Raw genomic sequence first — 24,794 nt, 5'->3', positions numbered from 1 at the left:
CCGTCGTCCTGCCCGTGCCATGCCTCACCGGCTCCGGTCAGGTCGGCGGCTCGGTCAGAAGCCGAGTTTACCGAGCTGTTTCGGGTCGCGTTGCCAGTCCTTGGCCACCTTCACATGCAGGTTCAGGTAGATGCGTGTGCCGAGGATGTGTTCGATCTGCTTACGGGCGGTGGTACCCACTTCCTTCAGCCTGGAACCGGCCTTGCCGATAATGATGGCTTTCTGGCTCGGGCGCTCAACGTAGAGCAGGGCGTGCACATCGAGCATGTCCGCTCGATCCTCATACGGCAGGACTTCTTCGATGACGACGGCCAGCGAATGTGGCAGCTCATCGCGAACACCCTCTAGCGCCGCCTCCCGGATGAGCTCGGCCATCAGTGTCTCCTCCGGCTCGTCGGTGAGCTCGCCGTCGGGATAGAAGGCCGGCCCCTCCGGCATCTTCGAAGCGATGACGTCGACGAGAACTTCTACCTGCTCACCCTTGACCGCCGATACCGGCACCACCTCGGCCTCCGGGCCGAGGAGCTGGGAGACCGCGAGCAATTGTTGAGCGACCCGATCGCGCCCCACCTTATCGATCTTGGTGACCACCCCTGACAACGTCGTCTTCGGCGCCATCCGCTGGATCTGCTGCACGATCCAACGGTCACCAGGGCCGATCTTCTCATCAGCCGGAACGCACAGCGCGATCACATCGACCTCCGAATACGTATCGCGGACCAGGTCGTTGAGGCGCTGGCCGAGTAGAGTGCGCGGACGGTGCAATCCAGGAGTGTCGACCAGAATCAACTGGGCGTGCTCACGATGCACGATGCCGCGAATAGTGTGCCTGGTGGTTTGCGGGCGCGAGGAGGTGATCGCGATCTTCGCGCCGACCAGCGCATTGGTCAGCGTCGACTTGCCGGTATTCGGACGGCCGACGAAACAAACGAACCCGGAACGGAATTCGCCCTTTCCGCGTGCCTCGGCCGGGTCAGCCACCACGCACCTCGTCTGCGTCGGCAGTCACCACAGCGGAGTCCGATGAGTCTGCAGTGTCCAACGAATCGTCGGCGATCTCGAATACCGCACCGTCTCGATCGGTGAAGATGATCCGAGCAGATGCCGAGACTTCACGCACCGCGGCGACACCGAAATCGGAGAGTCGACCACCGACAACCACGGCTGCCTCGAACCCCTCAGCACCGCTGGAGATCGCAGCGGCCACCGTAGCTTGCAGCGCGGTGAGCCGAAGCGCGGTCAGCTTCACCTCACCCGCAGCGTAGGTGCGCCCATCGGTGTCCCGGATGGCCGCTCCGCTCGACCCACCAGCACGGCCGAGCGCGCCACGAGCCAATACGACCAGTTTATTGTCCTCGGTGTCCAATTCGATCATTCGGTGTCTCCGTTCTCGTCACGATCGGCTTGGATCTCCCGCCCCGATCCATTAGCTCCACTCTTGCTATGGGAACCGTCGCCATTGGTTCTCCCGGCCTGGGTTCTCCCAGCCTGCACCTTCGCGCGCGCTTCGCCGACCACCACGGTGTTCACCCGCATCCGCCCCCGTGCGTCCGCAGCGCCTTCTCCATGCAGCACCAGCCCGTATACCTCGACTTTCGAGCCGGGCAGCGGCACCCTGCCGAGCTCGTGTGCCAGCAGACCACCAACCGTGTCGACGTCTTCCTCCTCGATCTCCAGCCCATACAACTCGCCGAGATCCTCCACCGACAACCGGGCCGATACCCGGTAGCGACCGTCACCGAGATCTTCGACGGGCGGAGTCTCATCGGTGTCGTATTCATCGGCGATCTCTCCGACGATCTCCTCCAGCACGTCTTCGATGGTCACCAACCCCGCGATACCGCCGTATTCGTCCACCAGCAAGGCCATGTGGTTACGCCTGCGCTGCATCTCGTCGAGCAGACTGTCCAACGGTTTCGAGTCCGGGATGAACGTCGCCGGCCGCATGACCTCGCGCACCCGTGCCTTGCTGCTGCGATCCGTGTACGGCACCAGGTCTTTCAGATAGACCACACCGAGAATGTCATCGACGTTCTCGCCGATCACCGGGATACGCGAATGTCCAGAACGCACCGCAAGCGACATGGCCTGCGCCGCGATTTTGTCCGCCTCGATCCAGACCATCTCGGTACGCGGCACCATCACCGCACGGGCCGGGGTGTCGCCGAGTTCGAAAACCGATTGGATCATTCGGCGTTCGTCATCGGCCACCACACCGCGCTCACCCGCCATCTCGACCACCTCGCGCAGCTCGATCTCGGACGAGAACGGGCCGTTGCGGAACCCCTTACCAGGGGTGATCGCATTGCCGAGCACAATAAGCAGCCTGCTGAGTGGCCCGAGCAGCGCGCCGAGCCCCTGCAGCGGCAACGCGGCGGCCAGCGCAATCGAGTACGCGTGCTGACGACCCAGTGTGCGCGGGCCGACACCGATCACCACATAAGACACCAGCACCATCACCGACGCGGTAGCGAACAATGCCCAGTTCTGCGCCCAGATCCGCATCAAACCCGCTGCCAGCAACACTGTGGCGCCGATTTCACACAGAATGCGCAACAACACCATGAGGTTCACATAGCGTGCCCGGTCGGCGACGACCCGACTCAGTCGCACCGCGCCGGACCGATCAGCACGCGCCATATCCTCGACGCGGGCCGCCGAGATCGTATTCAGCGCGGAGTCCACTCCGGCGAACACTCCGCCCACCGAGATGAGCAGCACCGCGCACAACACGAAAGCCAGCGAAGTCACGTGGGTCCCAACGACTCGCCCGGTGCGGTGAAGCCTGCTTTGCCCAGCAACCGCACGTCACGTTCGGCGAGCTCGGCACGCAGGCGCGCCGCACGCAGGCTCCCGTACCACTCCTCGAGCAACCTGGCCTGTAAAGCGAACATCTCCTTCTCCTCGTCCGGCTCGGCGTGGTCGTAGCCGAGTAGGTGGAGTACACCGTGCACAGTGAGCAACGCGAGCTCGTGGTCCAGCGAATGCCCTGCTTTGCGCGCTTGGCCGATAGCGAATTCCGGGCACAACACAATGTCACCCAGCATGGACGGACCCGGTTCGGGGCTGTCGGGCCTGCCACCCGGCTCGAGTTCGTCCATGGGGAAGGACATGACGTCGGTCGGGCCGGGCAGATCCATCCAGCGCGTGTGCAGATCGGCCATGGTGTCGAGATCGACGAGCACCATGGACAGCTCGGCAGCCGGGTGCACGTCCATCTGAGCGATCACGAACCGCGCGACGCTGACCAGCACTTCTTCGGGTACGTCGATACCCGACTCGTTGGCGATCTCGATACTCACCCGGATAGCCTACGATTTCCTCGAGCGTTTCGGCGGAGCGGAGCCCCACCTGGCGAAACGCGTTACCGTCGCTCCGCTCGGCTCGCGGCCCGCCGCTGCGCGCGATTGCCGCCGTAATGCGGCCCGACCTGCGGACGTGTTTCAGCCTCGAACCGGTCGTAGGCGTCGACGATATCCGAGACCAGCCGGTGGCGAACCACGTCGTTGCTGGTGAGTTCGGCGAAATGGATGTCCTCGATCTCGGTGAGGATCTCACTGGCGGCACGCAGACCCGACCGCGCCCCGGTCGGCAGATCGACCTGGGTGACATCACCGGTGACCACGATCTTCGAACCGAACCCGAGCCGGGTGAGGAACATCTTCATCTGCTCGGCAGTAGTGTTCTGCGCCTCGTCCAGAATGATGAACGAGTCGTTCAGGGTTCGACCTCGCATATACGCCAGTGGCGCGACCTCGATAACACCCGCTGCCATCAGCTTCGGAATGGCTTCCGGATCCATCATGTCGTGCAGCGCGTCGTAGAGCGGGCGCAGATACGGATCGATCTTCTCGTTCAGTGTGCCGGGCAGAAAGCCCAGCCGCTCCCCCGCTTCGACCGCGGGACGGGTAAGGATGATCCGGTTGACCTGCTTGGACTGCAGTGCCTGGACCGCCTTCGCCATCGCCAGGTAGGTCTTGCCGGTGCCCGCGGGGCCGATACCGAACACGATGGTGTTGGCGTCGATCGCATCGACATAGCGTTTCTGGTTCAGCGTCTTCGGCCGGATGGTCTTGCCACGGCGGGACAAGATATCGAGGCTGAGTACCTCTGCTGGGGACTCGCTGGACCCCTCGGTGAGCATCGAGACGGTATGCCGCACCGCCTCCGGGGTCACCATACGGTTACGGCCGGTGAGCGCGATCAACTGCTCGATGACTCGTTCGGCGAGCGCGACATCGGCCGCCCTACCGGTGAGAGTGATGGTATTGCCCCGGACATGAATGTCCGCGTCGAGCAGCGCTTCCAGTTCACGAAGATTCTGGTCGGCCGAACCGAGAAAAGGAAACACCGATTCCGGAGCGAGTTCGATACTCGAACGCACAGTGCGCGCCACAGGGCCCGATCCGCTGTCGCCGACGCCGATATCCGCTGTAGGGTCAGCCGCGTCACCGATCTCGTCTTGTGCTCTCAAAAGTGGCTATAGCCTGCTTTCCGGTCTCGACTGCTGCTGTACGTACTGCTGCTGTACGTTGAGAAAAGTTTAACGCGCTCTACCGACACCGCCCAACGAATAAGGTGCCGCGAGGTCTCTGGCCACAGAGTTCCCAGAGCCGGTCACGCTCAACCCTTGCCACGATTACCGAACAGTCACACCACGCCCGATTTCCGCGCCGCGGCAGGCCGGACCGGACTCGGCCGCGAGATATCCGCACCGTCACGGGTTCTCACCAGCGTGCGGTCAGCGCGCCAAGAGCGCCGAGGGCGACCGCAGCGGCGGTCGAGGTGCGCAGAACCGTCGGGCCGAGCAAGGTCACCGTTGCCCCCGCATCCGCGAGAGCTGCGAGTTCCGCGTCGTCCAACCCGCCCTCCGGACCGACCACCAGGACGATCTCGGCAACGTCGGCGAAAGGCAGTTCCGTGAAACGGGTGGCGCCGGATTCATGCAGCGCCACGACGACCGCTCCGCCTTCCTTAGCCTTCTTGACCAGCTCGATCAGGTCACTGGTGTGGTGTAGGTCGGCGACGGTGGGGATATAGGCTCGGCGGGACTGCCTGGCGGCCGAGCGGGCCGCGGCACGCCATTTCCCCACAGCCTTGGCCGCCTTGCCCTCCCATTTCGCGACGCAGCGCGCCGCCTGCCACGGGACGACAGCGTCCGCGCCCACCTCGGTCATCAGCTCGACCGCCAGTTCCGAGCGGTCGGATTTCGGCAGTGCCTGCACAACGGTCACCAGAGGCAGCCTCGGCGCGGACAGCACTCGACTACGTACCGCTAGTTCCAGCCGATCACGTTGCACTGCAACGACTTCCGATGTGGCAAGCACACCGCGACCATCGGAGAGCGTGATCGGCTCACCGACCCGGATACGGCGCACCGTGGCGGCATGCCTGCCTTCCTGGCCGTCGAGCACCGCGACCGCACCCGGTTCCGGTACCTCATCGAGATAGAAGACCGACGCGACCACCTAACGCCCGCTGAACGAAGCGCGCAACCGCGCGAACAGGCCGCTGTTATGTTCGGACTGCGCCGTCAGCACCTCGGCATGCTCGCGCTCACGCGTCCCCTTGTACTTGCGCAGGAGTTCGGTCTGCTTGTTATCCAGTTTGGCCGGTATCACGATCTCCAAGTGCGCGAGCAGATCGCCACGCGCACTGGAGCGCAGACGCGGCATGCCATGACTGCGCAATACCGAGATCTCACCAGGCTGAGTTCCCGGCGGGATGGTCAGCTCGGTCGGGCCGTCCAGAACGGTGTCGATCACGACAGTGGTGCCCAAGGCCGCGTCGACCATCGGGACCCGGACGGTGCAGTGCAGATCGTCACCGTCACGAACGAACACATCATGCGGTTGCTCCACGATCTCGACATACAGATCACCTGCGTGCCCACCACCCGGCCCGACCTCGCCCTGCGCGGCCAACCGCACCCGCATGCCGTTCGCGACACCCGCCGGAACCGGCGCGGCGATCTCACGGCGGGCTCGTACCCGGCCGTCGCCGCCGCACTTACGGCACGGGTCAGGGATGGTCTCACCAGCACCCCGGCACGTCGGGCACGGACGCGAGGTCAGCACCTGGCCGAGGAAGGAACGCTGCACGGCCTGGACCTCGCCCGCACCGCCGCAGGTTTCACAGCGCACCGGCTTCGCGTTGTCATGCGCACCCGAGCCCTGGCAGACATCACACAGGATCGCGGTGTCCACAGTCAGATGCTTGGTCACCCCGACCGCGCACTCCGCCAAGCTCAACCGGGTACGAATCAGCGAATCCGCACCCGGCTGGACGCGGCCACGCGGCTTGCGCGCAGCGCCCGCAGTGCTGTTCATACCGCCGAAAAATGCCTCGAACACGTCGCCGAGGCCTCCGAAGCCCGCGCCGTTGAAGCCTGCCCCACCACCACCGGATTCCAGCGGGTCACCGCCCATGTCGACGACGCGCCGCTTCTCCGGATCCGACAGCACCTCATAGGCGCTCGACACTTCTCTGAACTTGACCTGAGCCGCCTCATCCGGATTGACGTCAGGATGGAGCTCACGCGCCAACTTGCGGTACGCCCGCTTGATTTCCTGGTCGGTCGCGTTCTTCGCGACGCCGAGCAGTCCGTAGTAGTCCCGTGCCACTTGAGTTCTCTAGTCCTTGGTCGTTTCGACAGGGCCGCCGGTGCCCGCGCCACAGCCAATTCGCGCCGACAACAGCATCAGTCTTGTGCACTCAACTTTATCCGGCCGGAAAGTCGAGAGCATCAGTGGTGCGCATTACCTGTACTACGTCAGCGTTCAGCGAGGACCTCACCGATGTATCGGGCGACGGCCGCCACCGAGGCGATCGTTCCCGGATAGTCCATCCGGGTCGGGCCGAGCACACCCATTCCGCCGAGCACCGCACCGGCTGCACCATAGCCAGTCGACACCACCGAAGTACCACGCATCTGCTCGACCTGCGTCTCCTCACCGATCCGCACTGTAACCGTACCCGGATGCTGCGCCGCGGCGAGCAGTTTGAGCACGACCACCTGCTCCTCCAGTGCCTCCAGCACCGTACGCAAGGAACCCGGGAAACCGAAATCGGCGGCGTTGCGAGTGAGGTTGGCGGTGCCGCCGAGCACCAGTCGCTCCTCCGGATGCTCCACCAGCGTCTCCACCAGCACCGTGGCCACCCGAACCAACACGTCGCGCAGCCGCACCGGGGCGTGCTCCGGCAGCTCCGCCGCTGCCGCCGAGGCAGCCGCCAAGCGCTTGCCATCCATCGCGCCACCCAGCATACCGCGCAGCACGGCCAGATCCTCTTCGTCGATCACCGCGCCGGGATCCACTAAACGCTGGTCGACTCGACCGGTATCGGTGATCACTACCAGCAGCAACCGCGCCGGGTTGAGTGCGACCACCTCGATGTGCCGGACCGTGGACGCCGACACCGTCGGGTACTGCACAACCGCGACCTGCCTGGTCAGCTGGGCCAGCAAACGGACACCACGACGGAGCACGTCATCGAGATCGACGCCCGATTCGAGAAACTCCAAGATCGCACGACGCTCCGCGGACGACAGCGGCTTCACCTCGGAGATCCGATTCACGAACTGTCGATAACCCTTGTCCGTGGGAACCCGTCCAGAACTCGTATGCGGTTGTGTGATGTATCCCTCAGCCTCCAGCACTGCCATGTCATTGCGCACTGTCGCGCTGGAAACACCTAGGTTGTGCCGCTCGACCAGCGTCTTCGAACCGATCGGCTCCTTGGTCGCGACGTAGTCCGCGACGATCGCGCGCAGGACCTCGAAGCGCCGATCCTCGGTGCTCGACATCGGCCCCACCTCCTCGCTGCTTTCGCCTCTGCTCGCACCGCACCCGGCGCTGTCACCGGATTGTGGCAAATCTCCGGTTTCGTCGGTCGATCCAGTCTAATTGCCCTGTAAACATCTGATTGCCCGGCGGACAATGACCGCCCACGTGGCAGCAATTACCCGCACCTCGACTCACCACCCACCTGTGGTGTGGACGTATTACACGACGGTGCCCCGCAGGGACGCGGTCAACGGGAAGCAGCGGCTTCGATCACTGCGACCACCGCACCGGGGCGAGAGACCAGAGAAGCGTGTGAGGCGTCGATCTCACTGGTTCGGGCGCCCATGCGCTGCGCCATGAAACGTTGGGACGAGGGCGGGATCACGTGATCATCGGCCGAGACCAGATACCAGCTGGGGACGGCCGACCATGTGGGCGGACCGGAGGGCTCCAGGTTCGCCATCACCGCAATGGATCGCTGGCGGGCAGCCATGCCAGCGGCTGTCGCGGCATCGACGTCCTGGGCGAAGACAGAGTTGAAGTCGGCCGGTGCGATATAGGCGTCGAGGTTCTTACCTGCGATGCCTGTCGTGTCGTTGACAACCCTCACCTGCAATACCGGCGGTAGCAGTCGGCTGCCGGGAAAGTGGATCGGGTTGAGAGCGGCTTGCGCCATCTCGCCTTGCTCCGGCGCGAAAGCAGCGATGTAGACCAGGGATTCGACCTTCGGATCGTGCACATTGCTGATCACGGAGCCGCCATAAGAGTGACCGACCAATACCACCGGACCGGCGATCGAGTCCACTGCGCCCTGCACGGCGGCGGCGTCGTGGGCCGGTCCGCGAAGCGGGTTGTTCGGCGTCACCACGCTGTAGCCGCGCTCACGCAGCACAGCGGCGACACGATCCCAGCTGGTAGCGTCGGCGAAGGCACCGTGCACGAGCACGAGCGTAGGCAAGCGCTGTGCCTGCGCCGGTCCGGCGGAGACAACCGCCACAAATACGGCAGCGAGCACAGCCACGATGCCGCGTATGGTCCATCCGCGTTTCATAAGGCTTCCGTCCTCCTCGGTTCATTGCGAAGTCCAGCGGCTCAGCGGCGGATTCTGGTGTCGCACGCCACATCGGCCGTGCGGCGGGCCAGTCGACCATCCCCCAAAGCTGTACCCGTCGCGACAGATGACCGAACCAGGAGTGCGCTAGTTCATATCCGCGCAAATGGCGAATCAGCGTACCCTGCCCGAGCAGGAGCGCTACCTCGAGAGCTCGCGAACAACACCATCGGCGAGAAGGCGGCCGCGGTCGGTGAGCACGAGACGGTCGTCGTCGGTGCGGCGCACGAGGCCATCGGCTAGGACCCCCGCGACGGCGGGTGCGGCACTGGGCGCGAGGTCCGTCAGTGGCAGACCTGCGCGCAGCCGCATCGCAAGCATGATTCGCTCCATGTATCGCTCATCGGCACTGAGCGTCTCCCCACCCACGGCGGGCAGGCCGCCCGTACGGACCAAGTCGGCGTATCGCGCGGGGTGTTTCACATTCCACCACCGCACTCCCCCGAGATGACTGTGCGCACCAGGGCCTGCGCCGAGCCAGTCCCCACCATCCCAATAGCCGAGGTTGTGTCGGCAGGCCGCACTGTCGCCCTCCGACCAGTTCGATACTTCGTACCACTCGAAACCGGCCGCGCGCAGCCTGGCATCGATACGCTCGTAACGTGCGGCGAGCACGTCGTCGTCCGGTGCAGGCAATTCGCCGCGCCGCACTCGCCTGGCGAGCGCGGTGCCGTCTTCCACGATCAGTGCGTAGGCCGAAACATGGTCGACCCCCGCCGCAAGCACCGCGTCCAGACTCCTGTCGAGATCGGCTGCACCCTCGCCCGGCGTCCCATAGATCAGGTCCAGATTGACATGCTCGAATCCGGCGGCGCGCGCCTCTTGTACGGCGGCCACCGCGCGGCCAGGAGTGTGCGTACGGTCGAGCACCTTCAGCACATGTGTCGCGGCGGATTGCATACCCAATGACACCCGCGTGAACCCCGCATCCCGGATACGCTCGAAAAAATCCGGCGAGGTCGACTCGGGATTGGACTCTGTGGTGACCTCGGCATCGGCTGCGAGGACGAACTCGTCACGCACGGCATCCAGCACCGCCGCGAGGCCGTCACCGCCGAGCAAGGAGGGTGTCCCCCCGCCGACGAATACAGTGGATGCCTGCGGCACATCGGTCGGCAACGTCGCGAACTCCCGCGCTGCGGTCGCCAGTTCGACACGCAATGCCGCCAGCCAGGACTGCGGCGAAGCCGACGTGCCGAGCTCCCCAGCGGTGTAGGTGTTGAAGTCGCAATATCCGCATCGCGTCGCGCAGAACGGAACATGCACATAGATGCCGAACGGCCCCTGGCCGAAATCACGCAGCAACGGTGCGTAGGTGTCGATACTGCGGGAGGCGGCAGAAGAACTCACCTGCCCAGTGTGACCGCCCGGCACGCCACGCCATCAGTCGGGAGACCCGATGCGGGAGCTCCGGAGCGCTCCGCATGAGCATGCATACTATGACTATCGTCACAAAGCGGGCCGGGCATCCAGGGAATTCTCCCCAGAAAAGCGGAAAATACTGGCAGCGGGCCGAAAAGCGCGTAATGACGTGGCACAATGACGGTATGCGCGCTTTGGGAGTACGGCTTGTGGCACGCCGCCACGTCGACTATCAACGCGTCTGCAGCGCATGCTGTCTGCCCGATTCTGCCCGGTAGCTCAGCAGCTCGATTCCGGCCCGCCGATCCCGCCCATATCGGCCCGCTGGCGCCGCAAGCGTGAGCCGACCCCTCGCGCCCCCAGCAGGATGTATCACCCACAGCAGGAGCGACCCATGACGTCGAGCACCGACGCCGGTTCGGCCGATCGGCCGGGCCTCGAATCCGGAGCGGAGTACAACGCGCGCCCCGACCGGACCGCCCCAGAACGCCGCATCCGCCCGGACCGTCCTCGCTCCGAGGCGTCTACCGGGCCACGTGCCCGGGCCGTCAAGCCTGTGCGCCGCAAGGCCGAGGGTCAATGGGCGCTCGGTTACCGCGAACCGCTGAATGCGAACGAACAGTCCAAGAAGGACGACAACCCGCTCAACGTCCGCGCCCGGATCGAGAATATCTACTCGAAGACCGGATTCGACGGCATCGACAAGGGCGACCTGCGCGGCAGGTTCCGCTGGTGGGGTCTGTACACCCAGCGCGAGCAAGGTTACGACGGCAGCTGGACCGGCGACGAGAACATCGACGTGCTGGAAGCCGAATACTTTATGATGCGCATCCGCTGCGATGCCGGCGCACTGAATGTCGCTCAGGTACGCACTCTCGGTCAGATCTCTACCGAATTCGCCCGCGATACCGCCGATCTCTCCGACCGCGAGAATGTGCAATTCCACTGGATCGAGGTCGAGAACGTCCCGGAGATCTGGCAGCGGATCGAGGCAGTGGGCCTGAAGACAACCGAGGCGTGCGGCGACTGCCCGCGCGTGGTACTCGGCTCTCCGCTGGCAGGGGAGTCGCTGAACGAGATCATCGACCCGACACCCGCGATCGAAGAGATCGTACGCCGCTATATCGGCAAAAAGGAATACTCCAACCTGCCGCGCAAGTTCAAGACAGCGATCTCCGGCCAGCAGGATGTGGTGCACGAGATCAACGACGTCGCATTCGTCGGCGCGGTGCATCCCGAGCACGGCCCTGGACTGGATTTGTGGGTCGGCGGTGGCCTGTCCACCAACCCGATGCTCGCACAGCGAGTGGGCGTGTGGGTACCGCTGGAGGAGGTGCCGGACGTTTGGGAGGCCGTGGTGGCGCTGTTCCGCGACTACGGCTACCGCAGGCTGCGGACCAAGGCCAGGCTCAAATTCCTGGTCAAGGACTGGGGTATCGAGAAATTCCGCCAGGTGCTCGAGGACGAGTTCCTGAAGCGCAAACTCATCGACGGCCCCGCGCCACAGCAGCCGACCGAGCCTATCGACCACGTCGGAGTGCAGCGGCTGCGCAACGGATACAACGCGGTGGGCTTCTCCCCTATCGCGGGCCGAGTATCTGGCACCATCCTGACCAGGGTCGCCGATGCGGTCGAGCGTATCGGCTCCGACCGCATCCGGTTCACTCCCTACCAGAAACTGATCGTGCTCGACGTGCCCGACGACAAGGTCGAGGCGCTGATCGACGATCTGCGGCCGCTGGGCCTGCAAGCTCGCCCTTCACTGTGGCGGCGTAACCTGATGGCCTGCTCCGGTATCGAGTTCTGCAAGCTCTCCTTCGCCGAGACCCGCAAGCGGTCGCAAGCCCTGGTGCCCGAGCTGGAGGAGCGACTGGCGGATCTCAACGCGCAACTGGACGTCCCGATCACGATCAATATCAACGGCTGCCCGAATTCCTGCGCCCGCTCGCAGATCGCCGATATCGGCTTCAAGGGTCAGCTCGTCGACGACGGCACCGGGAATCAAGTGGAGGGTTTCCAGGTTCATCTCGGAGGCAGCCTCGGCTTCGACAGTGCCTTCGGACGAAAACTGCGTCAGCACAAGGTGACCACCGGCGAACTCGGCGACTACATCGAGCGGATAGTACGCAATTTCGTCAAACACCGCGAGGAAGGCGAGCGATTCGCACAGTGGGCGGTGCGCGCCGACGAGGCTGAGCTGAGATAAGTGCCGACAGGAGATCAACTGTGAACACCGAACTCGCGGAAAAGCTGTCCGAGGACGAACTGCGCGCCATCGCCGCACGCGGAGCGGCCGAACTCGATGGCGCATCGGCGACCGAGCTCTTGCAATGGACCGAGAACACTTTCGGAACAAGCTATATCGTGGCCTCCAATATGCAGGACGCGGTGCTGGTACACCTGGCCGCCGACGTCCGCTCCGATGTGGATGTGCTGTTTCTGGACACCGGCTACCACTTCGCCGAAACCATCGGCACGCGAGACGCAGTGGCAGCCGTGTACGGGGTGCGCATGGTCGATGTGCGGCCAGAACACACTGTCGCTCAACAAGACGAACTGCTGGGCAAGGAGCTGTTCGCTCGTGAACCGAACGAGTGCTGCCGGTTGCGCAAGGTCATCCCACTGCAGAAATCACTCACCGGGTACAACGCATGGGTCACCGGAATCCGCCGGGTAGAAGCGCCGACCAGGTCGAACGCGCCACTGATCTCGTTCGACGAGGCCTTCGGACTGGTGAAGATCAATCCGATCGCGCCGTGGTCCGATGCCGAGATGCACGACTACATCGCTGAGCACGGCATCCTGGTCAACCCCCTGGTCGAAGAGGGATATCCGTCCATCGGCTGTGCTCCGTGCACACGGAAGCCGGAGCCGGGAGCCGATCCGCGAAGCGGACGTTGGGCCGGCCTGACCAAGACCGAATGCGGGTTGCACACCGCATGACCGAGACAGGGCCCGGAGGAGGCAGCCTACGTAACCACGTAGGGCCCCTCGAGCATGCAGAGAGAGACACAGCATGACCGAAACCATTCGGAGTGAACGCTCCCTCGGTATCAGTGATTTCGACACACTCGCCGCGTTGGAGTCCGAGTCCATCCATATCTTCCGTGAGGTAGCGGGCGAATTCGAACGACCGGTGATCCTGTTCTCCGGCGGTAAGGACTCCACCGTGCTGTTGCACTTGGCGCTCCAGGCTTTCTGGCCCGCGCCGCTGCCATTCGCGCTGCTGCATGTGGACACCGGACACAACCTGCCCGAGGTGCTGGAATTCCGAGACAAGATCGTCGAGCGCTACGACCTACGCCTGCACGTGGCCAAGGTGGAGGACTACCTGGCCGACGGCAGGCTCACCGAACGCCCCGACGGTATCCGCAACCCGCTGCAGACCGTCCCGTTATTGGACGCGATCAGCGAACACCGATTCGACGCCGTGTTCGGCGGCGGCCGTCGCGATGAAGAGCGCTCACGTGCCAAGGAGCGGATCTTCTCACTGCGCAATGCCTTCGGGCAATGGGACCCGAAACGGCAACGCCCCGAGCTGTGGAACCTGTACAACGGACGCCACGCACCGGGAGAGCATGTGCGGGTGTTCCCACTGAGCAACTGGACCGAGCTGGACATCTGGCGCTACATCGCCCGCGAGGACATCGATCTGGCGAGCATCTATTACGCGCACCAACGTCCGGTGTACCTGCGCGACGGTATGTGGATGACGCCTGGCGCATGGGGTGGTCCCCGCGCTGACGAAGTGCTGGAAACCCGATCGGTGCGCTACCGCACCGTCGGCGACGGATCCTCCACCGGCGCCGTCCTTTCCACCGCGGCTGACAACGAGGCGATCCTCGCCGAGGTCGCCGCGTCCCGACTAACCGAACGTGGTGCGACCCGCGGTGACGACCGAGTGTCCGAAGCCGCGATGGAAGACCGCAAACGAGAGGGTTATTTCTGATATGTCCGACCTGCTGCGGCTGGCCACTGCCGGTTCTGTCGACGACGGCAAGTCCACTCTGGTCGGACGCCTACTCTACGACACGAAGTCCGTCCTGGCCGACCAGATCGATGCCGTCACCCGCGCGTCGGTGGACAAAGGTCTCGCTACCCCTGATCTTTCCTTGCTTGTCGACGGACTACGCGCGGAACGTGAGCAAGGCATCACCATTGATGTCGCCTATCGCTACTTCGCCACCCCACGTCGTTCTTTCGTGCTCGCGGATACCCCCGGGCATGTGCAATACACTCGCAACACCGTGTCGGGCGCGTCCACCGCACAGCTGGTCATTCTGCTCGTGGACGCGCGCAAAGGCGTTATCGAGCAAACCCGCAGGCATGCCGCGGTGCTCGCGTTACTCGGCGTGCCGAAACTGGTGCTCGCAGTGAACAAGATCGACCTGATCGATGACGCCGCCGCTGTGTTCGCCGACATCTGCGCGGAGTTCCGAGAGCTCGTCCGATCGCTGGGCTGGTCGAATGACGATGTGCTGGCGATACCGGTCTCGGCGCTGCACGGTGACAATATCGCGACACGTTCGGACAGCACCCCCTACTACACCGGTCCTTCGCTGATCGAACATTTGGAGTCCGTACCGGTCGATGCCGACAACACCGGCGAGCACCGGTTGGGACTGCGGCTACCGGTGCAGTATGTGATCCGGCCACGTACCGCCGAATATCCGGACTATCGCGGCTATGCCGGGCAGATCGCGGCAGGTTCGGTCGCTCCTGGCGACAAAGTCGTGGTGCTGCCCTCTGGTATCCGCACGACAGTGGAGCGAATCGATACGCCGGCCGGTGAACTCGCGGTGGCACAGTCCGGTCGTAGCGTCACCTTGATCCTGGCCGATGAGGTCGACATCTCGCGCGGCGATATCATCGCCGCGGTGGCCGACGCACCGGAGCCCATCGACACATTCGACGCCACGGTGTGCTGGCTGGGCGACAAGCCGCTGCGCGCGGGCGCACGCCTGCTGCTCAAGCACGGCACCCGAACCACCCAGGCGATTGTCGGCGCACTGCTGGAACGCTTCGATGAGCAGCGACTCGCAGCCGAACCGGCTCCGGAGTCCTTGGCACTCAACGATATAGGGCGTATTTCGGTGCGAGTCGCCGAGCCGATCGCGGCCGACGACTACCGGGTGAACCGTCACACGGGCAGCTTCCTGCTGATCGACCCGGCTGGCGGTAATACACTGGCCGCCGGTCTGGTCGGCGATGTACTGACCACGGTCGAGGTAGGCACCGGAGCCTGATATGCCAGTATCCGGAGTTCCCGCAAGCGCCCCGGCAACCCGCCCCGCCGGGAGACGGGGAGGGAGCTCGGGGTACCCGGCATACCGGCTTTGCGCCCCACCGGCCACGCCCGGTGGACCGGTCCAGGCAAAGCCACCCGCGCTTATCGCGGTGGCCCACGGCAGCCGCGACCCGCGCTCGGCCACGACCGTGACCGCAATCGTCGCAGCCGTCGCTACCACCCGACCGGATATCGATATCCGGATAGCTTTTCTCGATCTCACCACCCCATCGGTCGAACAAGTCGTAGACGCCGTCGCCGCCCAGGGCCATACCCGTGCAGTGGTGACACCGCTATTGCTCGGCAATGCCTTTCATGCCAGAGTCGATCTGCCCGGCCTGCTCGCGACGGCCCGTGCCAGGCATCCCCAGCTACAGCTGACCCAAGCCGACGTTTTCGGTACCGATCCCGGACTGATCGGCGCCCTCCATGATCGGGTGCTCGCCGCCTGCGCCACCGGTGATGCCGAGCGCGCATTGGCGGATCAGCGGCTCGGTATCGCGGTCGCAGCGGTCGGATCATCGTCGGCCGCCGCCAACACGCACACTGCAGAGGCAGCCATCCAGCTGGCCTCCCACACCGGCTGGCGCACCGAAATATGCTTCGTGACCACCGAGCCGTCGGTAACCGAAGCGATATCGCGATTACACGCCCGTGGTGCGGACCGGGTACTGGTCGCGCCATGGTTCCTTGCCCCAGGGCTGCTGACCGATCGCCTGGTCCGTGCGGCACCGCATGCCATCCATGCCGATGTCCTCGGCCCGCACCCGGCCCTCACCGCCATTATCCTGGATCGTTACCGGATGGCGATCGCGCAGTCACCCATGGTCCGCGCGCTGTCCGAGCAAATTCCGATATCTCGCTGACCAGACCGATCATGGACCATCGTCGGCACGGAGGTCGAGCAGGCCACAAAGCGGTTCCGCCCTGCTGATCACGTGGGATCAGCACTCCCCCAGCTTCGGCGATCATCTCCACAACAGCGCGAGCTCCGGCACAGCCGGAGCTCGCGAAACGATCTCGCTCAGACGCGGGCCAGGAGACGGCGGACACGATGCGCGCGAGGGTGGGCTTCCTTGGCACGGACCACGAGATGGCGCAGACGCAACAATCGATCGAAATCCGCCGCGCTGCCCGTTGGTTCGGGCAGACGGCCCGCATTGAAATCCTCGGCCAGCTGTCGCACCGTCTCCTGGGCGCAGGACTTGTTGGTACCGATGAAGCCGCTGGGTCCCCGTTTGATCCAGCCGACGACATAGGTGCCTGTGACCACCTCGCCCCCCGATCGCTCCAGCACCCGCCCTGCCTGATTCGGTATCACGGCCGCATTCTCGTCGAAGGGCAAGCCCGGCACGGCGACGCCGCGGTAGCCGATCGAGGTCACTATCAGTCCCGCATCGAGCCGATCTCGTTCCTCCGTAGTGACCACACCGACCCGACCGTCCGGGTCTGTACGCGACACGGTGCGACCTACCTCGAGACCGGTCACCCGATCGGTGCCGAGAATCCTGGTGGGCACGGTCGAATAACGGAAGACGATTCGCTTACGACCGCTGACCGGCCGAGCACGCACACTGTGCAGCAATCGTAGCTGCTGTTCCTTGTGGAAAGGTAGCTCCGCAGAGAGCTCGGGCAGTTCACCCTCGAGCACGATATCGACATCGCATCCGAGTAAACCGACGAATTCCGGCACGGTGAAAGCAGACTCGAGCGGCCCACGCCGACCTAACACGACCACTTCTTCGATCTTGCTCTCCCGCAGTGTCCGCAACGCGTACGGCGCGATATCGGTCTCGGCCAAACGATCAGGGTCGCTGGTCAGAACACGCGCGACATCTAAAGCGACATTGCCGTTTCCGATGATGACTGCCCGCTTGCCGGATAGATCGAAGACCCGATCCGCGCAATCTGGATGCCCGTTGTACCACGCGACGAAATCGATGGCGGGTACATTACCCGCCAGACCCTCACCTGGGATGCCGAGCGCGCGATCCGCCGCAGCGCCCACCGCGTAGATCACCGCATGGAAGTGGTCGAGCAGTTCAGCGTGCGAAATATGCGTACCGATCTCGATATTCGGGTACCACCCGAACCCTGGCTGTTCCGAGATCACGTCGAACAACGCACTGACCTTACGGGTCTGCTCATGGTCCGGCGCTACGCCGTACCTGGCCAGTCCGTACGGCTCCGGCAGCCGGTCGAACACCGTGACCGACACGCCCGGCTGAGTCAGCAACTCGTCGGCGGCGTACATCGCCGACGGTCCCGATCCGACGATCGCCACCCGCAGCGAGGTGTTCTCGGTGTGAATCCGCGCCGCGGGCACCGGCCGGGCCATCGGCGGACGTGGCCGGATCTGCCGATAAAAGTCGGCATTGATCTGGATGAACGGCTTCTGTTCCGCAGTCAACCTCGCCACAGGCGCGATGGCCTCGACCGGGCACGCGGTAACACATGCACCGCAGTCCACGCATGCCTCCGGGTCGATGTACAGCATCTCTGTCGTCCGGAAGTCCGGTTCACCGGGCGTGGGATGGATGCAATTGACCGGGCACGCGTACACACATGACGCATCCCCACAGCAAGATCGGGTGACGACGTAAGGCATAGCGGCTTATCCAGCCCTGCTCATCGCGCCGCGCAGTGGCTCCGACCGATATCGTGTGGCGGGGCCGTCGACACCGAGCAACTTCCAGACCGCCTTGGCCACCGGGTTCATCAACCCGATCCTCTTCGCCAGAGCGCGCACATCACCGAAATAGTCACTGAAGAACTGTGCGGCCTCGGGCGATCCGTAGTAAAGCTCTTTGCGAACCTGCTTCGGAATGTCGAACTCGGCGAAGAACGACCGCGACGGAGTCACAACGGCGCGGCCGAGCACCCTCATGGCGATCGGCATGGCCAGCGACAGGATGAACTTATGCGCCGGAGCAGCACTGGGCACATTTTTCTGCAGGAATTCATGCGCGAAGGAGATATGTCTGGCCTCTTCCGCAACATGAATACCCATCACACCACGTACGATCGGATGCACCTGTTCACCCGAACGCAGGATCTGCTTCTGGAAGTAGTCGCTCGGCTCCTCACAGGCCAGCACCCCCATGAAGAACACGTTGGGGAACCGGACCGCCATCAACGCACTCAAATACTTGAACTTGCTGACCAAAGGACCCATACCGGTTACGTCCAGCCCGATCCGGTTGATCATCTCCTGGAACATCAGACTATGGTTGTGCTCCTCGATCATCTCATGGGAGCAATACCGAAACTCCGGCGAGCCATTCGGCAGGCCGAAGTTGCGGGCGGCCATGCCGCTGATCAAGATGGCTTCGAATTGTATGCCGACCTTCGCGATATTCGCCTGCCGGTACTTGCCGATCGCGATCTTCTGCTCGGTCGACAGCGCTTGATACCAGGGATGGCAAGTCAGCGCATCGGTGGACTCAGGCAAGATCCAGCGCTCCGCGCCGGCATCGACATCGAAATCCGGATTATCCCAGTCGATATCAGTGAATGGATCGAAATGCTTGTTCACCGACCCCTCGGAGAGCAGCAACAGCGTTTCGCTGTATTTCTTCGCTTTCTCCAGATCGGGGTCAATTCCGGGCGACGCGTCTGCAGACATTTTCATCACCGCTCTCCTCTAAGAGAACTGCTCAGCTGTTTCCAATGTTCATACCAATATCCAATGGTTATACCAACAAAGAGTTGCGTCAACCACAGCAACCCGCGCGCGACGAGCGCGAGGGATTCCCGGCGTATTCGGCGGGCCAGGACATACGCGGCGCATCAGACCTTGCGCGCCGCGCGCAATGGCTCCGACCGGTATCGCGTGGCGGAGCCGTCGAGGCCGAGCTTCCTCCAGACCGCCTTGGCCACCGGGTTCATCAGCCCGATCCTCTTCGCCAGAGCGCGCACATCACAGAAATAGTCGTTGAAGACCTGCGCGGCCTCGGACGATCCGTAGAACAGCTCTTTGCGGACCTGTTCCGGAATGTCGAATTCGGTGAAGAACGACCGCGGCGGGGTCATGATGACGCGGCCGAGAAACCACATGACGATCGGCATGACCAACGACAGCACGAACTTATGCGCCGGGGCAGCTCGGGACACATGATGCTGCAGGAATTCGTGCGCGAAGGAGATATGCCTGGCCTCTTCCGCAACATGAATACCCATCACACCGCGCATGATCGGATGCACCTGTTCACCCGAACGCAGGATCTGCTTCTGAATGTGGTCGATCGGCTCCTCACCGGCAAGCACCGCCATGAAGAACACATTGGGGAACCGGGCCGCTACCGGGGCGCCGAGGTACTTGAGCTTACTGACCAACGGGCCCATACCAGGTACGTCCAACCCGATCCGATTGATCATCTCCTGGAACATCAGAGTGTGGTTGTGCTCCTCGATCATCTCATGGGAGCAGTACCGGAACTCCGGCGATCCATTCGGCAGGCCGAGGTTGCGGACGACCATGCCGCTGATCAGAATGGACTCGAACTGCATGCCGACCTTGGCGATATTCGCCTGCCGGTACTTGCCGACCGCGATCTTCTGCTCGGTCGACAGCGCTTGATACCAAGGGTGGCGGGCCATCGTATCGGCGGACACCGGCAGGATCCAGCGCTCCGCACCGACATCGACATCGAAATCCGGATTATCCCAATCGATATCAGTGAACGGATCGAAATGCTTGTTCACCGACCCTTCGGAGAGCAACAACAGCGTTTCGCTGTATTTCCGCGCTTTCTCCAGCTCGAGGTCGCCCACCGGCTGCACAGCTGCGGACATCCTCGTCACCGCCCTCCTCTACGAGAACCATTTATCTGTATCCAATGGTTACACATACGAAGGGTTACGTCAACCACAGCGACCCCGCGAGCGCGAGGGATTCCGGCGCATTCGACGAGCTAGGACATACGTGGCGCATCAGACCTTGCGCACCGCGCGCAATGGCTCCGACCGGTATCGCGTGGCGGGGCCGTCGAGGCCGAGCTTCTTCCAGACCGCCTTGGCCACCGGGTTCATCAGCCCGACCTTCTTGGCCAGAGCGCGCATATCACAGAAATAGTCGTTCAACTCCTGCGCGGTCTCGGGAGTTCCGTAGCACAGCTCTTTGCGAACCTGCTTGGGGATATCGAATTCCTTGAAGAACACCCACGGCGGGGTCATGATGGCGCGACCGAGAATCCATATGACGATCGGCATGACCAACGACAGCACGAACTTATGCGCCGGGGCAGCTCGGGACACATGATGCTGCAGGAATTCGTGCGCGAAGGAGATATGCCTGGCCTCTTCCGCGACATGAATAGCCATCACATCGCGCATGATCGGATGCACCTGTTCACCCGAACGCAGGATCTGCTTCTGGAAGTGATCGATCGGCTCCTCACCGGCAAGCACCGCCATGAAGAACACATTGGGGAACCAGGCCGCCACCGGGGCGCTGAGGTACGCGAGAACATTGGCCGACAACCCCATACCGGGTACGTCCAACCCGATCCGATTGATCATCTCCTGGAACATCAGAGTGTGGTTGTGCTCCTCGATCATCTCGTGGGAGCAGTACCGGAACTCCGGTGAGCCATTCGGCAGGCCGAGGTTGCGGAAAAGCATGCCGCTGATCAAAATGGACTCGAACTGTATGCCGACCTTGGCGATATTCGCCTGCCGGTACTTGCCGACCGCGATCTTCCGCTCGGTCGACAGCGCTTGATACCAAGGGTGGCGGGCCATCGTATCGGCGGATGCCGACAAGATCCAGCGCTCCGCACCGACATCGACATCGAAATCCGGATTATCCCAATCGATATCAGTGAACGGATCGAAATGCTTGTTCACCGACCCCTCGGAGAGCAACAACAGCGTTTCGCTGTATTTCCGCGTCTTCTCCAGCTCGGGGTCGCCCGCCGACTGCATGGCTGCGGACATCCTCGTCATCGTCTTCACCGCCCTTCTCTCAGGAGACCATCCAAGTGTGTCTAGCAGTTACACCTACAGAGAGTTGCGTTAACTGAATAATTGCTCAAACTGTCCGGCGGTGCGCGCCCTCATCCCGCGCACCGTCGGACAGCATTCATCGATACCGCCGGGCGGCACCCGGCATCACAGCCCGATCTTCGCCCAACCGGTTCGCATTCCACCAGCGGTTGCCAGAAATGACGTCACGAACCCGACTGCCCACACTCCCCCGGCACCCCCGGTCCCGATCCATCGGCGCCGCAGTGGCTATCGCCCTGCTGCTGATGATGGCGGCACCATCGGCGATGGTCCGCCCTGGATCCGGTGCGAGGAGCACTGGCCTGGCAAGCTCGTCCGCGAGAACCTGGGACACTTCGACGGGCCGCGCCGCTCCGCCGACCACGAGAACGCAGTCGATGTCGGACACGGCGACCCGCGCGCCCCGCAGACAGCGGGAAACGAGTTCGAGGGATTCTCGGATGTGCTGCGCCCGTAGCTCGGCGAGCACCGGGCCGATAGCCTGCTCTGATGCCGAAATCGAGTTCAGATCAGATCCAGCGTATTCGGCGAGCGCAGCGTCGAACGCACGTCCGCCGAATTCGGTAGAGCGCAATGAAACACCCACGATCGGATTATTCGAGCGTCTTTCGCCCATTCCGACCAGTGTGACGTCGAGTCCGACACCACCGAGGTCATAGACCAGCACCAGGCCTGACTGCATAGACCCGTGCGCTGCCTCCAACCAGGTCACCGCGGCAACAGGTTCGGCGACCACGGTGAACTGCCCGAGTCCGACAGCATCAAGCGCTGTGGTCAGTGCGTCCACCTGCTCGTCGGCATAACGGGCAGGGTAGGCCAGCGTGATGCCGAGACCGGTTCCGCACGAAGAACTGTCGGGTAGCATCTCGCTTACCAGGCATGTGACGACCGTAGCGACGAGATCCGCAGGCTCGAGCACCCGATTCCCGATCCGCGCCCGGGTACCCGATCGCCGCGTGAGGTCGGCGAATTCCTTCACCACGCGACCGTGCCTGGGGCTCATGTCGAGCCGGGCCGCGCCAGTGCTATCGAAACTCAACATGGTCCGGCACATGAAGGTCCTCAGACATGGCGTGGCGCATCGCCTCGACGAAGTTCGGGCCGAAACTTTCTCCACGAGAACGGAAACCGTGTTCGCCGTGCCGATGCTCATTCCGAGACCAACAGCCATCACAATCCACCCGATCGCCGTGCCGATGTGCTTCGAACGCCGTCCAGGCAACCACGCCGCGATCAACATGCCAAGTCTGGACAACCGATTGTCCGCAAGCCGCCTGCCGCATGCCACGCGACACGCCGGGCTCGGCGGGCATCCACTATGGCTTGCTCGTCACCGCGAAGCACGTCACTATACTGAACCAGCTTTTGATAGGTCATGCGGCGATACGGGACCAGCCACGACATCCGGACCGATGCCCCCCTTTGCCCAGAACTGGTTAGTGCGCAGGAAGTTCCGGAATACGGGTGGCTCGAGCATAGACCGTCTCACCGTCCGAAAGCCGCAATGCCTCAGCATCACCGCGCGTAACCTGCGCGGTGAACAAGTCTCCGGTCGCGGCATTGCGCAGTTCCACCCGCACCTCGAAACCGAGAGCGACTACTCGCTCCACAGTCGCCCTGGTGACACCCGCCGATTCCGCAGTGCCCTCGTGCGCCGCGAAGGCCATGCTGGGATTGCGACCGACACGAATATCGTGTGGCCGCACCAGATGACCATTGAGCCGGGCCACCGCACCGAGAAAGGACATGACGAACTCGTTGGCCGGCCGATCGTATACGTCTTCGGGCGTACCGATCTGCTCGATGCGGCCGGAGTTCATCACCGCGATCCGGTCGGCGACATCGAGTGCCTCCTCTTGATCATGGGTGACCAATACGGTGGTCACATGGACCTCCTCGTGCAAGCGCCGCAGCCACGTGCGCAAGTCGGCTCGCACTTTGGCATCCAGTGCGCCGAACGGCTCGTCCAACAGCAACACTTGCGGATCGACGGCGAGCGCTCGGGCCAGCGCCATGCGCTGACGCTGGCCACCGGATAGCTGCGCCGGATAGCGATGCTGAAAACCGTCCAACCCCACAATGCCGAGCAGTTCATCGACCCGCTTGCTGACCTCATGTTTGGGGCGCTTGCGGATCTTCAGACCGAAGGCCACGTTGTCCCGCACAGTCATGTGCTTGAACGCCGCGTAGTGCTGGAACACGAAACCGATGTCGCGCTTCTGCGGCGGTACCCGAGTGACATCGCGTCCAGCGATACTGACCACACCGGAGTCCAGCGACTCCAGGCCAGCGATCGAGCGCAGCAGCGTCGACTTTCCCGAGCCTGAAGGTCCGAGCAGCGCGGTCAGCTCGCCGGAAGGTATGTCGATGGTGACGTCGTCGAGGGCCGCGAACGAGCCATAGTTTTTATTCGCGCTGGTCACGGTGATCACTTGGCGCCCCGCTTACGCTCTAGGAGGGTCATCAGCAAAAGAGTGAGAAGGGCCATGCCCATCAGCAAGGTCGCGGCGCAGTACGCACCGAAGGTGTTGTGATCATTGATGTATCGGCGGTGCACCAACAATGTCAATGTCAACGACTCACCGGGCAGCGCAGAGGAGACCATGATCACCGCGCCGAACTCGCCGAGCGCGCGGGCCACGGTGAGCACTACGCCGTAGGTGAGGCCCCAACGGATCGCAGGCAGCGTGATCCGCCAGAACGTCTGCCACCTGGACGCACCGAGCGTGGCCGCGGCCTGCTCCTGATCATCACCGATCTCGTGCAGCACCGGTTCGACCTCGCGCACTACGAACGGCAAAGTAACAAAAATGGTCGCGATCACCATGCCCGGCAAGCTGAAGATGATCTTCAGACCCAGATCTTCCAGTCCACCGAACCATCCGCCCGCCCCCCACAGCAAGATCAACGAAACACCGACCACTACAGGAGAGACGGCGAACGGCAGGTCCACGATGCCCTGAAGCAGGGCGCGGCCGGGGAACTTTCCACGCACCAGAGCCAGCGCCGTGACCACACCGAAGACGACATTGACCGGAACAACGATCACCACGATGAGAAGGGACAATTGGAATGCGGAGATCGCCGCGGGAGTCGTGATCCAGTCGATGAACGCTCCGATGCCCTGTTCGAAAGTGCGCCACAGAATGATCAGCAACGGCGACAACAACAGTGCGAACAGGTAGCCGAGCGCTACCGTTCGCAACGAAATACGAGTCCATGCCGACAATTTCATCGGGTCGGC

Annotated in this window: 22 protein-coding genes; 5 read left to right on the top strand and 17 right to left on the bottom strand. The window is 63.3% G+C overall.

The annotated features are described in order from the left end of the window. Positions 1–54: 54 nt before the first annotated feature. The 10 genes from era to hemW form a co-directional block, all read right to left on the bottom strand. Entirely contained in the window at positions 55–981 is a 927-nt protein-coding gene (era, locus tag ACX4ZE_RS00830) for a GTPase Era (protein ID WP_480271295.1), read from the bottom strand. Beyond that, positions 974–1,375: a cytidine deaminase gene (locus ACX4ZE_RS00825; protein ID WP_480271294.1), complete on the bottom strand. Its 402-nt coding sequence runs from the start codon at positions 1,373–1,375 to the stop codon at positions 974–976. Before ACX4ZE_RS00825 ends, era begins: the two co-directional genes overlap by 8 nt. After that, on the bottom strand, positions 1,372–2,751 hold the full coding sequence (locus tag ACX4ZE_RS00820) for a hemolysin family protein (protein ID WP_480271293.1): 1,380 nt from the start codon (positions 2,749–2,751) through the stop codon (positions 1,372–1,374). The genes ACX4ZE_RS00825 and ACX4ZE_RS00820 overlap by 4 nt, the downstream gene beginning before the upstream one ends. Next, positions 2,748–3,302, bottom strand: a complete 555-nt coding sequence (gene ybeY, locus ACX4ZE_RS00815; protein ID WP_480271292.1) for an rRNA maturation RNase YbeY — start codon at positions 3,300–3,302, stop codon at positions 2,748–2,750. Before ybeY ends, ACX4ZE_RS00820 begins: the two co-directional genes overlap by 4 nt. Before the next feature lie 62 nt (positions 3,303–3,364). Next, positions 3,365–4,426, bottom strand: a complete 1,062-nt coding sequence (locus ACX4ZE_RS00810; protein ID WP_480271631.1) for a PhoH family protein — start codon at positions 4,424–4,426, stop codon at positions 3,365–3,367. Positions 4,427–4,727: 301 nt separating this feature from the next. Continuing rightward, on the bottom strand, positions 4,728–5,468 hold the full coding sequence (locus tag ACX4ZE_RS00805; protein ID WP_480271291.1) for a 16S rRNA (uracil(1498)-N(3))-methyltransferase: 741 nt from the start codon (positions 5,466–5,468) through the stop codon (positions 4,728–4,730). Beyond that, a complete protein-coding gene (dnaJ, locus tag ACX4ZE_RS00800; RefSeq protein WP_480271290.1) occupies positions 5,469–6,623 on the bottom strand; it encodes a molecular chaperone DnaJ in 1,155 nt (384 codons plus the stop codon). Between the two features lie 149 nt (positions 6,624–6,772). Continuing rightward, the gene (gene hrcA / locus ACX4ZE_RS00795) at positions 6,773–7,804 is read right to left on the bottom strand and encodes a heat-inducible transcriptional repressor HrcA (RefSeq protein ID WP_480271289.1); all 1,032 of its coding nucleotides are present in this window, start codon (positions 7,802–7,804) and stop codon (positions 6,773–6,775) included. 227 nt (positions 7,805–8,031) lie between these two features. Continuing rightward, positions 8,032–8,835 carry an alpha/beta fold hydrolase gene (locus tag ACX4ZE_RS00790; RefSeq protein WP_480271288.1) on the bottom strand — a complete coding sequence of 268 codons (804 nt, stop codon included), beginning with the start codon at positions 8,833–8,835 and terminating at the stop codon, positions 8,032–8,034. A gap of 201 nt (positions 8,836–9,036) precedes the next feature. Further along, a complete protein-coding gene (gene hemW / locus ACX4ZE_RS00785; RefSeq protein ID WP_480271287.1) occupies positions 9,037–10,245 on the bottom strand; it encodes a radical SAM family heme chaperone HemW in 1,209 nt (402 codons plus the stop codon). A gap of 406 nt (positions 10,246–10,651) precedes the next feature. Here hemW and ACX4ZE_RS00780 point away from each other — a divergent pair, with 406 nt between their 5' ends. The 5 genes from ACX4ZE_RS00780 (at position 10,652) to ACX4ZE_RS00760 (ending at position 16,410) form a co-directional block, all read left to right on the top strand. Further along, complete coding sequence (locus ACX4ZE_RS00780; protein ID WP_480271286.1) at positions 10,652–12,463, top strand: nitrite/sulfite reductase; 1,812 nt, start codon at positions 10,652–10,654, stop codon at positions 12,461–12,463. A gap of 20 nt (positions 12,464–12,483) precedes the next feature. After that, positions 12,484–13,200 (top strand): phosphoadenylyl-sulfate reductase, encoded by a 717-nt coding sequence (locus ACX4ZE_RS00775; RefSeq protein WP_480271285.1) that lies wholly within the window; start codon positions 12,484–12,486, stop codon positions 13,198–13,200. 73 nt (positions 13,201–13,273) lie between these two features. Continuing rightward, complete coding sequence (gene cysD / locus ACX4ZE_RS00770) at positions 13,274–14,206, top strand: sulfate adenylyltransferase subunit CysD (protein ID WP_480271284.1); 933 nt, start codon at positions 13,274–13,276, stop codon at positions 14,204–14,206. Position 14,207: 1 nt separating this feature from the next. Beyond that, a complete protein-coding gene (locus tag ACX4ZE_RS00765) occupies positions 14,208–15,503 on the top strand; it encodes a sulfate adenylyltransferase subunit 1 (protein WP_480271283.1) in 1,296 nt (431 codons plus the stop codon). Between the two features lie 145 nt (positions 15,504–15,648). Next, positions 15,649–16,410 carry a sirohydrochlorin chelatase gene (locus ACX4ZE_RS00760; RefSeq protein WP_480271630.1) on the top strand — a complete coding sequence of 254 codons (762 nt, stop codon included), beginning with the start codon at positions 15,649–15,651 and terminating at the stop codon, positions 16,408–16,410. Positions 16,411–16,568: 158 nt separating this feature from the next. On the opposite strand, the gene ACX4ZE_RS00755 is transcribed toward ACX4ZE_RS00760, so the two are convergent. The 7 genes from ACX4ZE_RS00755 to cysW form a co-directional block, all read right to left on the bottom strand. Next, entirely contained in the window at positions 16,569–18,152 is a 1,584-nt protein-coding gene (locus tag ACX4ZE_RS00755) for an FAD-dependent oxidoreductase (RefSeq protein WP_480271282.1), read from the bottom strand. A gap of 6 nt (positions 18,153–18,158) precedes the next feature. Then, complete coding sequence (locus ACX4ZE_RS00750; RefSeq protein WP_480271629.1) at positions 18,159–19,169, bottom strand: AurF N-oxygenase family protein; 1,011 nt, start codon at positions 19,167–19,169, stop codon at positions 18,159–18,161. A gap of 164 nt (positions 19,170–19,333) precedes the next feature. Then, complete coding sequence (locus ACX4ZE_RS00745) at positions 19,334–20,338, bottom strand: AurF N-oxygenase family protein (protein WP_480271281.1); 1,005 nt, start codon at positions 20,336–20,338, stop codon at positions 19,334–19,336. A 138-nt stretch (positions 20,339–20,476) separates the two neighbouring features. After that, entirely contained in the window at positions 20,477–21,481 is a 1,005-nt protein-coding gene (locus ACX4ZE_RS00740) for an AurF N-oxygenase family protein (RefSeq protein ID WP_480271280.1), read from the bottom strand. Positions 21,482–21,626: 145 nt separating this feature from the next. Beyond that, positions 21,627–22,592: an Hsp70 family protein gene (locus tag ACX4ZE_RS00735; protein ID WP_480271279.1), complete on the bottom strand. Its 966-nt coding sequence runs from the start codon at positions 22,590–22,592 to the stop codon at positions 21,627–21,629. Positions 22,593–22,986: 394 nt separating this feature from the next. Continuing rightward, the gene (locus ACX4ZE_RS00730; protein ID WP_480271278.1) at positions 22,987–23,982 is read right to left on the bottom strand and encodes a sulfate/molybdate ABC transporter ATP-binding protein; all 996 of its coding nucleotides are present in this window, start codon (positions 23,980–23,982) and stop codon (positions 22,987–22,989) included. Further along, positions 23,979–24,785: a sulfate ABC transporter permease subunit CysW gene (gene cysW / locus ACX4ZE_RS00725; RefSeq protein ID WP_480271277.1), complete on the bottom strand. Its 807-nt coding sequence runs from the start codon at positions 24,783–24,785 to the stop codon at positions 23,979–23,981. The genes ACX4ZE_RS00730 and cysW overlap by 4 nt, the downstream gene beginning before the upstream one ends. Between the last annotated feature and the right edge of the window lie 9 nt (positions 24,786–24,794).

It is taken from the genome of Nocardia sp. TBRC8007 (genome assembly GCF_056629435.1).
This window is presented reverse-complemented; position numbering and strand designations above follow the sequence as displayed.